Below are 13373 nucleotides of genomic sequence, written 5' to 3' on the forward strand. Positions count from 1 at the left end.
CTCCCCTTTCGCGTTCCGCCATGTTCTACGATCTGCTCATCCCGCTGGACGGAACTGCGCAGGCTGACCGTGTTGTACAGCTTGCCGCACGGGCCGCCATTGCAGGCCAGTCCCGGTTGCACGTCATGTGTGTGGTCGATCCGGCCTATCTGACGTCTCCGGAGGATTCCCATGGCATTGAGCCCGACGGATTGACCTACCCTCGCGCGAATGAGCAATCGGAACGCGCCGGCCAGATTGTTGCGGGAGCCGTCGAGACGCTCAAGCGCATGGGATTCGAAGTGGAAGGCCATCTCTTCGGCGGTGACCCGTTCGATGCGATCGTCAAAAACGCGACTCGCCTTCGCGCCGACCTGATCATCATGGGTCATCACCATCTATCGAGGCTGCAACGTCTGACTGCCCCGTCCACGGCAGACAAGGTCCTCGAGCGTGCACCCTGCCCGGTTCTTGTTGAAACATCCCCCGATTTGTAAGCCTGCGCAGCAGGCGCCGTGATCCTTCTCATCTGTGTGGAGTTATCTTTTCAGGAAGTAGACGTTATGACAGCGTTTGTCGTCGTGGAAATGGCGGATAAAGACAACAGGAAGCGAGAGCACTATAGCGCGGTCGCGGGGCCCTCCGTTGCCAGCCATGGCGGTCACGTACTCGCGCGCGGTCCCGCCGCATATCTACACATGGGGGACAATTTCACCCACGCGCTGATCATCCAGTTTCCGAGCGCGGAGGCGGCACGCCAGTGGTACGACAGCCCGGAATACGCGGAGGCGCATGCAATCCGCAACGAAGCATTCGACAGCCGCTTTCTGCTAATCGGCTGAATTGGCGTCGGTATCACTTCAGCCATGGTGCGGACGGCGCTGACCTTGCAGGCCCGCTAGATGGTTCACCGCTGCCCTGCGGTATTGATGGCAGTCCAGATCAGTTCACGCAACCATTGATGCGACGGGTCGCGATGCAGGCGCTCGTGCCACAGCATGACCATCTCATATCCAGGAACGTCGACGGGCGCCTGTACCACCTTTAGTCCAGCATCAGCGCTGACCAGGCGCGAAGGCAGCATCGCCACCAGATCGGTGCGCGACAGCACGTCCCTGACGAAAGTGAAATGCGGCACCGAGAGCATGACGCGTCTGTGCAGGCCTGTTTGCGCCAACGCGGCATCGGTCACGCCCGCGAATCCGCCTCCGTCTGGCGACACGACGACATGATCGAGTTTGCAGAACTGCTCCACCGTGATACGTCGCTTGAGCCGCGGATGATCGGGCCGCCCGACAAGGACATAATGCTCCTTGAACAACGTCCTGCGGCGCAGCCCTTCAGGCGCCTCGTCGGCCGTGTGAAACGCAAGATCGAGCTCGCCAAATTCACATTGCCTTGCGATGAGCCGGGGCGCGACCTGCACAACGCTGAGTCGGGCGTTGGGTGCTGATTCGCGCAGCAGGGGAAGTGCGGGAAGCAGGACCGTCGCCTCGCTGTAATCTGTCGCCGCAATCTTCCAGGTAAGGATTGCGCTGGATGGGTCAAAAGGCTGCTGGGGTGACATGACCTCATTCAGTGTCTGAAGCGCCACGGCAAGCGGCTCCCGCAACGATTCCGCCCGCGCGGTGGGCCGCATACCGCGAGGCCCGGGCAACAGCAAAGGATCCTTGAACACGTCCCTGAGCTTTGCCAACTGAACGCTGACTGACGGCTGGGAAAGATGGAGCCGCTCCGCTGCGCGACTGACGTTGTGCTCCGCGAGCAACACGCTGAGCGTACGCAGGAGATTCAGGTCGAGATTTTTCAGATTGTCCACGGCTATAGCAGGTATCGCAGAAAGTCATTTCCAATATACCTGATCAATGATTAACCTGATTGCTCCACCATCAATGAGATGAAAGATGAAAGTCCTTATCGTGTACGCCCATCCTGAGCCGACATCCCTCAACGGTGCACTGCGCGACGTCGCCGTCCAGGAGCTCGAAGCACAGGGACATGAGGTTCGCGTATCGGATCTGTATGCCATGAACTGGAGATCAGAGGTTAGCCGCTCCGATTTCCCGACGCTCGACCAGAATTCGCGCCTGCGCGTTGCCAATGCATCGACCCAGGGGTTCAATGCAAACGCCCTGACGGAAGATGTCCAGGCTGAACAGGAAAAGCTGCTCTGGGCGGACACGCTGATCCTGCAGTTTCCCCTCTGGTGGTTCACGATGCCTGCCATCCTCAAGGGATGGGTCGACCGTGTCTACGCATGTGGATTTGCGTATGGTACCGGCGAACATAGCGACAAGCGCTGGGGCGATCGCTACGGCGAGGGCAAACTCGAAGGGAAGCGTGCAATGCTCATCGTGACGGCCGGTGGCTGGGAGGAACATTATTCGCCCCGTGGCATCAACGGACCGATCGATGATCTGCTTTTCCCGATCAACCACGGCATCCTGTTTTATCCAGGCTACACCGTCCTCCCCCCTTTGTGGCCTACCGGGTTGACCGTCTTGACGACGGAGGTTTCCTTGCTGTGTCCGACCGCCTGCGCGAGCGGATGCGAACGATTGCGACGACCGCACCGATCCCCTACCGTCGCCAGAACTTTGGCGACTATGTGATCCCAACGATGCAGCTGCGCCCCGAACTGGAAGCACCCGGCGCCACCGGCTTCTCCATCCATCAAGGAGAAGCCGCCTAGTGCCTGCAAAAATTACCTGACGCCGCAACCAGGAACTTGTCCGGTTTAGCCACACGGGCAGGTTCTTTGGTCAAAGACAGCGGATAGGCGAGTTCACGTAGGTGGCAAGTGCCTTCGAATACCCATCAACACGTATGAACACTGTCTACGCAGGGACCACTCCATTCGCCGTCGTGTCCAGCGCACTTTTCCGATTCGACTTACTCCCCCTTGATATGAGTCCGTTCAGGATCGTTTTCGTAGCCGCCGTCGTACTTGGCTCCATGTTTCTCAGTTCCTGCTCCGCCACGAACAAATCAGCTTCTCCAACAAGCGACGATTCCACACATAACGCTGCGCTCTTACGCTATGTGCGCGGATATTGATCGGTGAATAACTTAGCTCGCATGCGTTCGTCCTGTACGACCCGAATGGGACATAGCGCTGGCACAAAGAGCAAAGTGCGCGCCGGTCAGATTTCCTCCAGCAAGCGACCTTGAGTAGCTCACGTTCATTGTCCTTCTCAACTGCATACAACCGCTGTCTGCCATAGAGGGTCACCTCGACGGGCGTCGCCGTTTCCTCGACCGCCACCATGCAAAAGGTCGTTTTCTGGCTTCTGGCCCGCAGTTACCACGGACTGGCGGTGTGATCCTTGCTAAAGCTGCGAGCCGCAAGGAACTCTGCGATGTCCTCATGGAAGACCCCTTCTATCAGGAGCACGTCGTGAGCTATCGGGTTATCGAATTTGAGCCCAATAAAATTTGTACGGGGCTAGAGGCGCTTCTTGCTACACCGCCCGTGGAATAAATGACGACGCAGAAGGAGCGGCGATGCGTGCGAGCAGTGCCGGCCCCGGGCTGCTGCGCTTGATCGGCCGACTCGGTGCCGCAGCCTGCACGATGCGAGCGCAGCACGTGTAGATCAGCTTCGGACGGAGGTGGCGGATCACGCGGATTGTGCCCGAACGTATTCGAGCTGTTCCGCGACGTCCTCGCCCAGCGGCTTGAGTTGCCCGTCGCAATCGGGGCAGTCATCGTCTGCTGGCAGATGGATGCGCTCTTCGCGCTCAAGATGATCCGGCAACGGCTTGCGGCACGCACCTGCGCGCTTCTGCCGCTTTACTGCAGCAGTCGTGGTCATATCGGCCGAACCTCCGTCGGCCCGAAGGTCTTCCAGCCGCAATTCGATCTGTTCGAACTGCCGATCCAGCTTCTCCGATTTTCGGCCGAACTGCGTCCGGCGCAGCTCGGCGATCGTCAGCTTCAGATGTTCGATCTCGATCGCGTGCGACGAGAGCTGCTCGCGTAAACCGGCGACCATTGCCTTCAGCGCTTCAATATCGTCGGGGAAATCAGTGGGAGCAGCGGACTTCAGTAACGAGTGTGCAATTTCGCCAGGTAATTTAGTGGGACAGTTGCACCGATCACCAAGACCATGCCAAGCAGTGGTGTTTGCGACAAATGTTCCCTGGCGACCATGAATCCGCCAGTGGTTTCGCCCAGACTGATTCCGAGATTGAAAGCCGAGATATTGAGACTTGACGCAAAATCAATTGCGCGAGGCGTAAATACCTCCGCTGTCGAGAGCATGGCCGCCTGACACGCCGGTGACATACCAAACGCGAGCCCACCCCAAACGAACAACATACATGCGAGTGGCAAGGAGGTGTGGACAAAAAACGCGATGGCTGCAAGCGATACCGCCAAAAGCGCAAAGATACCCTTGAGCGTATTAACCCAGCCAATATGGGCCGCCGCTGCCCCGCCAATCAAATTACCAAATAGCGTGGCAAATCCGAAAACCGCAAGCATCAGGTTTGCGCCAGTCGCTGTGAAACCGGCCACATTTACGAGTATCGGGGTGATAAACGAAAATGGAGCGAAACTCGCGCCAAAGCCCAGAATCGTAACCGCCATCATCGTAAGGATCGCGGGATTCCGGATTGTCATCAACTGACTTGCGACACTTGTTGGCCTGGATGTCGACACCGAAGGGAGCCACTTTGCGATTGCAAGTGCCGAGATGAACGCGACGGCCGCGATCAGGAGGAACGGTAATCTCCATCCGAACAAATTACCCACATAAGTTCCCAGAGGTACACCCACCACCATCGCTAGCGTGTGACCTGCGAACATCACGGCGATCGCGCGACTGGCCTGCCCAGGTTTGGCCAGTCTCGCAGCGACCGAAGCACCGATTGCGAAAAAACTGCCATGTGCGACCGCCGTGAGAACTCGAGCAACAAGCAATGTTTCAATGTCATGCGACAAGGCCGCACCGACATTCCCCACGAGAAATACAAACACTAACCCGATGAGTAGCGGCTTCCGGTCGTACCGCGAGGTCAGCAGGACTGTGATCGGCGTTCCAATTGCCAATGCGAATGCGTAGATTCCAATAAGGCTACCTGCCCTTGCCAAAGAAACGTGGAGATCAAGCGAAATTGCGGGGAGTATGCCGACGACGATGAACTCTGCCGCGCCAATTGCAAACGCGGTAATAGCCAGTGAGGTGACGGACCATTGAGCCTGGTTGTGATCACCGGTCATTTACGCCCCGCGGCGCTCAAGGCGATTTGATTGTCGATGCTGGGCGTCGCCCCAGACACGCCCACAGCTCCGATCACGTTCGCCGTGTTGTCATAGATAACAACGCCACCGCCAAAGCCGATCAGGCCGCCATTTGTGAATTGCAGAGTGTACGCGATGCCATCAGGGTGCATGACCTTCCCGATTTCATCCGTGTCTAATCTGAACAAGGACGCGGTGTGAGCCTTCCTGAAAGCCACATCGATAGCCCCCGGGATCACATTGGCCATACGGCGAAATGCACACAGGAGACCATTCTTGTCTACGACGCTGACACAGATAGTTACGTCCAAATTTGCTGCCGCCTTAAAGGCGTGGCCAATGACTTCATCAGCTATATCTTCAAGGAACAATTTTTCTTTCTCATCTAAGTAAATGTTTCGCGCCCACTTGTCGCTGACCCGTGGGCGCGCATTTTGAACCACCTTGGCCGCAAACCTTAATAATCAGGAAATTATGCCATCGAGCACATAAAAGCTGCCGTCGAGTTTGGTGTAGAAGGTCTTGGTCTTCTTCGCTTCGAAGTTATCGCAGTGCACGATGGTGGACTTGTCGTCTTCTTGCCACCAAAGCAGAAAGTTGCCAGCCGGCAATGCCTGCCAGCTAAACGGCACCGTCATTTTCGCCCCCGCCATTTCGCCAGCCAGAAACTCTGCGGTGACGTGCTTTCCGTCTTCCGAGTAAATGTTTTTGAATACCAGGTCTCCGCCGTAATTGACAGTGAACTCTTGACCAGCATAGGGAAACACATTCGTCATCTTGCACTCCAGGTTATTACAAAAACCTTTCTACGAATGGCAATTGCCATCCCATAGCAATGTAATACATCGGGTAAGATGGGATAAATGGCCCTTGACTCCTTTCATAACGGACGTTGGAGTCCTGAATTCATCGACCTCGGAGAAACGATGGATAATTTCGCGGGATTCGTTGCCTTCGTCAAATCGGCAGAAACGGGCAGCTTTGTTGACGCCGGGCGGATACTCGGCATTTCCTCCTCTGCTGTGGGGAAGAGTGTTTCACGCCTTGAAGAACGCCTGGGAACGCGGCTGTTCCAGCGGAACACGCGAAACATGAAGCTCACCGCCGAGGGCGCTCTGTTCCTGCATCGATGCCAGCGGATCATTTCGGAAATGTCAGCGGCAGAGCAAGAACTTTCGGACATCAAGGGTGAACCAAGGGGACTACTGAGGGTAAGCCTGCCGTCAGTCGGGACATTGCTTCATTCGGTTCTGGAAGAATTCATCGTTAAGTTCCCCAATATCGAGTTGGAAGTTGATTTTTCCGATCGAAAAGTGGACCTGATAGACGAATCTTTTGATGCGGTTGTCCGCATTGGAAATGTGGACGACAGCAGGTTGGTGAGTCGTCAAATTTTCTCCTTCCAGAGATATCTGGTTGCATCTCCAGAATATTTGAGGCGAGCAGGTGTTCCGGATAAACCATCGGATCTGTTGCGACATAGCTGTCTACTCTATAAGTTTCCGAATACCGGGAAGATCGAGTCGTGGCCAGTCGATGGCTGGAATAGCCTGATTCTACAAAACCTGAGATCGCCCATGAGCTGCAACGCCATCGAGACGCTCGCCTTCCTCGCGGCGCGAGGAAGGGGAATTGCTTGCCTTCCGGACTTCTGTGTTCGCGACTCTCTTGAATCCGGGCGACTGCGAAGGGTGCTGGGCGCTGAGGACACGCAACCACGTGCGTTGACAGTTCTTTGGCCGTCGAGCAAATACGTCGTACCAAAGCTACGCGCGTTTATAGATTTCTTGAGTGCACATTCATTTGTAAGCTCCCGATGAAGGCTGCTCTCCGCTTTGCGATGAAGGGAAGTAATTTGATTTTCACCAAATATTTGAACCGAACCCAGATAGTCGCGATGGCGATGCCCATGCGCGGGATTGATTTCTGAGGTTCGCTCTTCCCTCACTAATTAATATTCCTTATCACTCCGTTTAACATTACCATTCAGCCGTAAGGCATAGTGCTGGTTCCAGCAATTCCGCATCGAGCCTTATAGTTGCGCGAGTTGGCAGCTTGGTCCTGCGCCAGGACAACGAGCTGCCAGAATGTCTCGAATCTCTGCAAGCGATTCCCATCTGCAGCAGTTGTTTCGGGGCGATTCGTCAACGCAGCTGGGGACGCTCTCAAAAAGTCGCTCTATTGAGGCACGGGCTGAATCCGGAAAGCCGGTGCACCGACCTTCAGAACTCGGGAAGCAGGCCGGCTAGAACCGGGTCCGGATGCCCACACCCAGGCTATTGCCAGACGACACGCTGGTCATCGTGTCGTACCGCCACACCGCATAGACCTCCGTACGTTTCGAGAGGGGATAATCGTAGCCGAGCGCCACTGTCGACCAGCGGAGATCCGGACCCTGAGCAGGCCGCCGGAGCGTTCCCGCCCAGGACAACAGTACGCTGCCCGTACCGACCTGCGCACTGGTTCCTGCCTGGACGGTATCGTCGGCGAGCTCATTGTTGTCGGTCACCCGCTCGTACTGGAAAAAGAGCTTCACTGCCTCAAGGCGATACGCAGCCCCAACGAGCCACGCCGTCTGTTGCGTCGGGCCGTTCAGGAAGAGCGACGCCGTATGCAGGCTCTGGACCGCGGCCGTCGCGGAAAACGTTCCGGCGAAGTAAAGCAGGTTGGCGCTGTAATTCGCCTGCCCCGCGTGGCCCGCGATGCCGGCATTGCTGTACTGAAGGCTTCCCGTAAGACCTCCAAACTCCGGAGTCTGGTAGACGATCGAGTCGTCGATCGCAGTGTCGCTTTGCACCGACGCAGCCCCCATTGCGGAAGGCAGAAACGTGTGAACCACCATCGGCGAGAAGACGAACGAATTGCCAAATGGATTGAACAACAGCGTGGACACGAACAGCAGCGAATCGGTGCGCCCGAGTGTCAACTGGCCGAATTGCCCGCTCAGCCCGACGAACGCCCTGCGTCCGAAAAATGACTGTCCGTTGAACGCGCCAGACTGGCCGCTGTTGATCCGGTAAAAGCTCTCGAGCGTGAATATCGCCTTCACGCCACTGCCCAGGTCCTCGGCTCCCGATATCCCCCAATACGAGGTCGACAATCCGCCCGACCCGACCTCCCACGCGTTGCCCTGCGCGCCAGGCGTGCGTACTACCCCGGCAAACGCATCAGCCAGCCCGTAGAGCGACACTGACGACTGAGCCTGCGCCACACCCGTTGCCAGGCACAACGACACCGCCACGGCACCCTTACTGCATCTTCCCCGTCTAACCCTGCACATGCCTTCTCCTTCCTGGTTTGCAAGTATCCTTTCGGGCGACCCATGCCTGATGGCACGGCGTATCTTCGTACATCTCCTCGTACGTCACTCCGGCCTGATACGCGCAAGCGGCCTTCCGCGTTCGGCCAGCGCAATGGCAACCAGCAGTTCGTCAGGTGCGGGCGAGTCGGGTACGCAGAGCGATACCGTGTCGAAGTGGTCGAAGCTCCACATGTTCGTGACGCCGTGCAGGGGGATGTCGACGCACGCCCCCGCCGCCCCCCGTTTGGTGACGGACGGCATGATCGAGGACGCACCAGGCAAACAGCTACGCACCGCCTTGCCTAGTCGCGGATGCAGCAGCGCAGCGCCCCACTCGAGCGGCACGTCCGTACCCGCGAGCGCGGCCTTTCCATAACCTTCGATCTCTTTCGCCCCACAACCGAGCGCGAGCAACGCCCGGGTGGTAAGCAACTGGCCGAGTTCGGCCCCCGTCGCATACAACGCCTCAAGCTCGCCCCTGACATCCAGGTCCGCCCACTTGAGCACGGCGGCAGCGACGACCTGACGATGCGGTGGTGTCACGGCTGTCCCGACCTCCGCACACCGCTCAACAAGATGGATCACAATGCGCGTCATCTGGACGTTCATGGCGCTGTCTCCATGTGACCCGGCAACCGCCGTCCGCCTGAAAGGCGCGTTCCCCAGGGATTGCGCGTCACGCCTTTCAATGGACAGTCGGTGACGATCCTGTTGCCGAAATCCGACGTCGTGGTCAGCACATCGGCGTTTTCGCGCGTTGACGAAGCGATCCGCGGCCCGTGCCGTGCCGGAAGACCGGCCGTGGCGACAGGAACCTTGGTCAATACCGGTACACCGTGGAATACAACGTACAGCTCGCGACGCATCCACTGGCGCTCCGCCTCGCAGGCGGTCGACATCGCATCTTCTTCGTCAACCTCACAAAACGCGTTGACAACCGGGGCAAGCTTCATATTCCGATGCCGTATCGCGCGCATGACCTCAACTGGCGAAAAGGTGCGCTGCCGGAATGCAACAGTCATCTGACTCGAGTCCAACACCAAATCGGTCATCATTTCGTATTCCTTATTTATTGATACATGACATATGCCGGCTGCTGAGACACGCTTATCCTTCACAAACCGGCGTTACCGCGCCGGTAGACTCCAGGATCCAAAAGCTGTTATCGGCGAGTGCCTGGCCGAACCGCGTCTGGCAGAGCACATGCCCCCCATCATGGCTCACACCAGTCTGGCCTCGCGGCAGCGCAACAGCGACGGCGGGCAACGCGGCCCTGACGCGATCGACATCGACGCTTCCCGATGCTCTGACGGCCTCGGCAAAAAGACGAATACCCGCATAGGTGTTCTCGCCATGCGGCAGTACCACGGCATAGCTGCCCAGCCGGGGGGCGCGCGCGTCGGCGTAGTACTCCGTATAGCGCCTGAGGAACGCCTCGTTCTGCGGGTTACGGATGCTCATGAAGTACGACGACACTCCGATCGTTCCGGTTGATGCGCCGGTGGTCGCAATCGAGAGGGATTCGTGCGCAATATCCGTGATCAGTTGCGGTGTCAACGCGAACGAACGGTACTGCTTCACGAACGTCACGGGGTCATCCCCGATGCTGTGCCAAACGATCTGCGGATTGGCGCTGGCGACGCGTTGCAGGGTTGCGCCATAGTCGCGCGTGCCGTAGGGCAACCAGTAGACGTCGAGAAATTTCCCGCCATGACGGGCCACCGCCGCCTGCAGTTGCGGAACCAGCACCTTCCGGTTGCTGCCGATGTCCGAAACGACCGCTGACATGGACCGACCACCAGCGCGCATGATCCACGCAATGAGTGGCTCGATTCGCTGGCTCGCTGCCAGGCCGGTCGTAAGAAGTTGCGGGTCGCACCGTCCTTCGTCGAAGTTCGGGTAGACGATGAGCTTTCGCGCCGCCCTTGCCGCCTGTAGCGCCGCTTCGCGCTCGGACGGCAGTACCATGCCAGTGATCATTGCGACATCGTCACGCATGAAAAGCTGCCGTGCCTTCTCGATAGTCACGGCCGTGGACATCTGCGTGTCCTCAACGCTCAGTTGTAGCGGGCGGCCGAGCAGTCCGCCCGCCGCGTTGATCTCGTCCACCGCCAGCTCCGCGCAATTGCGGTTGGTCTGCCCCACACGCGTCAGAGGACCGCTGAGAGGTGCGAGCACTCCGATCTTCAGCGGGGCGGCGCCACGTGCGAACGGGGAGACAGCCGAGGCAGCAAGGGATCCGGCCGCGCCAAACAGCACGCTTCGGGAAAAATCACGACGGTTCATGTGTATTCTCGCTGGAGACCACGGGTTTATCGGATGGCTGGGGAAAATCCGGGGCGGGCTGCGCCGCCGGTGAGAGGTAGCGCGCGAGCGGGTGTTCGCCTTTGTCTCGTGGTAGCGGTTCGACGGCACCGGCATGCACGAGGCGCCCATTACTGAGCACGATGCAGCGCCGCGCGCTCTGAACGACGAGATCGAGGTTCTGTTCGACAAGGAGCACCGCCAGCTTCGAGCGGCGACACAACTCCGGGATGACTTCGCCAATACGCTCGACGAGGTTGGGCTGCACGCCATCAGACGGCTCATCGAGCAGCAGCAGCTTCGGACGCCCGCACAAGGCGCGTGAGATCGCGAGAACCTGCTGCTCCCCCCCGAGAGCGTGCCGCCCTGCTGCGACAGACGCGACTTCAGCACCGGGAAGTAGTCGAATACCTCGTCGAGGATGTCCCCACCACCGGCGGCCTGCGTACCCATCAGCAGATTCTCGCGCACGGTCAGCCTTGGAAAAATCCAGCGCCCCTGCGGGACCAGACCGATCCCGCGCCACGCGATCTCGTGCGTGCGCAGGCCCACCACCGGCTGCCCCAGAAAATCCACCTGCCCGCTCAATCGCGGCAGCAACCCCATGATCGCCTTCACCAGGGTCGTCTTGCCCGCACCGTTACAACCGAGCACGCCGACCACCTCCTGGGGCAGCACGTCCAGCGTCAGGTTATGAACCACATCCACGTCGCCATATCCGGCGCACAGGTTTTCAATGCGCAACATGTTCCGCCCCCCGTCCCAGATAGATGCGACGGATTTCCTCGTCGCTCGCAATCTCCGCATACGATCCCCGGCGAACGACTTCGCCCCGGTGCATCACCCACGTCTCACATTCGAGGGATTGCACGAAACCCAGATCGTGATCGATGGCAAGTACCGCGCATCGCTCCCGTAACCGGTGGATGAGGCGCGCCAGCCGCTGCGCGTCTTGCGCGGACAGACCGGCTGCGGGCTCGTCGAGAAGGAGCAATGCGGGCTGACACATGATCGCCATGCCGATTTCGAGCCACTGCCGCTCACCATGCGGCAGATGCGAGGCGAGTTCACACGCCTGCCCGGACAGACCGACCTCCTCCAGAACCGCGTCGGGATCGGGCATCGGCGAAACACGGTGAGCCGCAACCCCGAGACCCGCCACCACCAGGTTGTCGCGCACCGTCATCGTGAGGAAGGTGTTGGTCCCCTGAAACTTGCGCACCACGCCGCGCCGGCAGAAGGCGTGCATCGGACGGCCAGTCATCCGTTCGCCTTCGAGATACAGTTCGCCGGATCCGGGGGCAATCGCGCCTGAGAGCAGGCCGACGAGTGTGCTCTTGCCCGCGCCGTTCGGACCGATCACGCACAGCAGATCGCGTGGCGCGATCGTGATATCCACACTGGCCACGGCGTTTATCCCGCCGAACGCGCGCGAGAGACCGCTGCCGCGGAGAATTTCGTGGTCCATTACCGCTCCTCCTGTGTTCGGTCCGCGCCGTGAACCGGTAGTCCGCTCAATATCACTCGGACCGACCGGCGCGCGGCTTGCAACCATCGATCGGGCCGCAGTCCGTTCGGCATGAAAAGGACGCAGCCGAGAAACAGGCCACCGAGGATCAAGGGCCAGCCGTCTGTGCTGTAGCTGGAAACGGTCTGCCTAAGAAGCGTCAGAACGATGGCGGCCACGACTGGGCCACCGGTCCTTCCGCGGCCACCAATAGCGACCCAGAGAATGACCTCTGTCGCAAGCACTGGCGAAAACACGTCAGGCGCTACCACGCCCGAACAGCCCGCCATCAACGCGCCCGCGATGGCCGCAAGCGCAGCCGACATGACGAAAACGAGCAGCAGATGAAACGACGTGTGATAGCCGCATGCCTTTGCCCGCCATTCATTGGTTGCGATCGCATCGAGCACCTTGCCGTAACGACTGCGGCACACGAGCCATACCAAACCTGTCGCAGCAAGCAGAATTATGGCCACGGTGTACCAGGACGCGCGCGGGCCGCCCAGATCGAACGTGTGTCTGCCTATGGCAAACGACAGCCCGGGAATACCCAGGATGCCGGTGTCGCCCCCTGTAACCGACTGCCAGCTGATCGCAAGCTGCTGTGCGACGATCAGCACGGCCAGACTGATGATGGCAAAGAAGTGAAGTCTCACCCCCGCAAAAAGCAAAAAATAGCCGACGGCAGCGGCGACAGCCACAGCGCAGAGCGTGGCGGCAGCGAGCCCCGTCGCAGGGGTCTGTCCGAACTGGACCGTCGCAACGGCGAATCCATACGCGCCGAGACCCAGGAACGTCGTGTGCCCAAGCGTGAGTACCCCGGCCCGGCCCCAGAGCAGGTCATAGCTCAGCGCGAGAATGCCCATCACCAGCGCATCGCGTACCGTCGTGAGCAGCCAGGAATCCGCGACAAGAGGCACGATCACCACGGCTACCAGCGCTGCACCCCACATCATCAGCGGCGCGACGTCCGTGGGAGCGAGTGGCGGATGTGAAAACCATAGCCACCGGGAGCCTGCATTTTTTTCAGACATACGA

15 protein-coding genes and 2 pseudogenes are annotated in these 13373 nt (G+C 59.1%); 5 read left to right on the forward strand and 12 right to left on the reverse strand.

The genetic code is table 11. The features are described from left to right. Positions 1-20 precede the first annotated feature (20 nt). Positions 21-476: a universal stress protein gene (locus tag G5S35_RS31130; protein ID WP_074987864.1), complete on the forward strand. Its 456-nt coding sequence runs from the start codon at positions 21-23 to the stop codon at positions 474-476. A gap of 18 nt (positions 477-494) precedes the next feature. Next, the gene (locus tag G5S35_RS31135) at positions 495-821 is read left to right on the forward strand and encodes a DUF1330 domain-containing protein (RefSeq protein WP_124263405.1); all 327 of its coding nucleotides are present in this window, start codon (positions 495-497) and stop codon (positions 819-821) included. A 65-nt stretch (positions 822-886) separates the two neighbouring features. Here G5S35_RS31135 and G5S35_RS31140 read toward each other — a convergent pair whose 3' ends face one another. Beyond that, positions 887-1798 carry a LysR family transcriptional regulator gene (locus tag G5S35_RS31140; protein WP_183040381.1) on the reverse strand — a complete coding sequence of 304 codons (912 nt, stop codon included), beginning with the start codon at positions 1796-1798 and terminating at the stop codon, positions 887-889. Between the two features lie 85 nt (positions 1799-1883). Here G5S35_RS31140 and G5S35_RS31145 point away from each other — a divergent pair, with 85 nt between their 5' ends. Next, positions 1884-2591, forward strand: coding sequence for an NAD(P)H-dependent oxidoreductase (locus tag G5S35_RS31145; RefSeq protein WP_420874557.1), 708 nt, complete (start codon positions 1884-1886; stop codon positions 2589-2591). 671 nt (positions 2592-3262) lie between these two features. Then, positions 3263-3460: a YciI family protein gene (locus tag G5S35_RS31150; protein WP_237181957.1), complete on the forward strand. Its 198-nt coding sequence runs from the start codon at positions 3263-3265 to the stop codon at positions 3458-3460. Here the strand turns inward: G5S35_RS31150 and G5S35_RS31155 are convergent. The 4 genes and pseudogenes from G5S35_RS31155 to G5S35_RS31170 form a co-directional block, all read right to left on the reverse strand. After that, positions 3453-3973: pseudogene (locus G5S35_RS31155) on the reverse strand (transposase domain-containing protein); the annotation flags it as partial. The gene G5S35_RS31150 and the pseudogene G5S35_RS31155 overlap by 8 nt on opposite strands. Before the next feature lie 50 nt (positions 3974-4023). After that, positions 4024-5202, reverse strand: a complete 1179-nt coding sequence (locus G5S35_RS31160) for an MFS transporter (protein WP_183040382.1) — start codon at positions 5200-5202, stop codon at positions 4024-4026. Then, positions 5199-5666, reverse strand: coding sequence for a GlcG/HbpS family heme-binding protein (locus tag G5S35_RS31165; protein WP_183040383.1), 468 nt, complete (start codon positions 5664-5666; stop codon positions 5199-5201). The genes G5S35_RS31160 and G5S35_RS31165 overlap by 4 nt, the downstream gene beginning before the upstream one ends. Positions 5667-5687: 21 nt before the next feature. Then, the gene (locus G5S35_RS31170; RefSeq protein WP_183040384.1) at positions 5688-5999 is read right to left on the reverse strand and encodes a MoaF-related domain-containing protein; all 312 of its coding nucleotides are present in this window, start codon (positions 5997-5999) and stop codon (positions 5688-5690) included. Between the two features lie 150 nt (positions 6000-6149). Here G5S35_RS31170 and G5S35_RS31175 point away from each other — a divergent pair, with 150 nt between their 5' ends. Then, positions 6150-7043, forward strand: coding sequence for a LysR family transcriptional regulator (locus G5S35_RS31175; RefSeq protein ID WP_183040639.1), 894 nt, complete (start codon positions 6150-6152; stop codon positions 7041-7043). A 425-nt stretch (positions 7044-7468) separates the two neighbouring features. Here G5S35_RS31175 and G5S35_RS31180 read toward each other — a convergent pair whose 3' ends face one another. From G5S35_RS31180 to G5S35_RS31210, 7 genes and pseudogenes are all read right to left on the reverse strand, one after another. Then, complete coding sequence (locus G5S35_RS31180; RefSeq protein WP_183040385.1) at positions 7469-8503, reverse strand: porin; 1035 nt, start codon at positions 8501-8503, stop codon at positions 7469-7471. Between the two features lie 84 nt (positions 8504-8587). Next, complete coding sequence (locus G5S35_RS31185; RefSeq protein ID WP_183040386.1) at positions 8588-9133, reverse strand: amino acid synthesis family protein; 546 nt, start codon at positions 9131-9133, stop codon at positions 8588-8590. Then, on the reverse strand, positions 9130-9579 hold the full coding sequence (locus tag G5S35_RS31190; protein ID WP_183040387.1) for an amidase: 450 nt from the start codon (positions 9577-9579) through the stop codon (positions 9130-9132). The genes G5S35_RS31185 and G5S35_RS31190 overlap by 4 nt, the downstream gene beginning before the upstream one ends. Before the next feature lie 52 nt (positions 9580-9631). After that, the gene (locus G5S35_RS31195; protein WP_183040388.1) at positions 9632-10810 is read right to left on the reverse strand and encodes an ABC transporter substrate-binding protein; all 1179 of its coding nucleotides are present in this window, start codon (positions 10808-10810) and stop codon (positions 9632-9634) included. Then, a pseudogene (locus G5S35_RS31200) lies at positions 10797-11575 on the reverse strand (ABC transporter ATP-binding protein). Before G5S35_RS31200 ends, G5S35_RS31195 begins: the two are co-directional and overlap by 14 nt. Beyond that, on the reverse strand, positions 11562-12296 hold the full coding sequence (locus G5S35_RS31205; RefSeq protein WP_183040389.1) for an ABC transporter ATP-binding protein: 735 nt from the start codon (positions 12294-12296) through the stop codon (positions 11562-11564). The pseudogene G5S35_RS31200 and the gene G5S35_RS31205 overlap by 14 nt, the downstream one beginning before the upstream one ends. Further along, a complete protein-coding gene (locus G5S35_RS31210; protein WP_183040390.1) occupies positions 12296-13369 on the reverse strand; it encodes a branched-chain amino acid ABC transporter permease in 1074 nt (357 codons plus the stop codon). The genes G5S35_RS31205 and G5S35_RS31210 overlap by 1 nt, the downstream gene beginning before the upstream one ends. Positions 13370-13373: the final 4 nt, after the last annotated feature.

Source organism: Paraburkholderia tropica, from assembly GCF_014171495.1.
In the GTDB taxonomy this organism is placed as follows: domain Bacteria; phylum Pseudomonadota; class Gammaproteobacteria; order Burkholderiales; family Burkholderiaceae; genus Paraburkholderia; species Paraburkholderia tropica.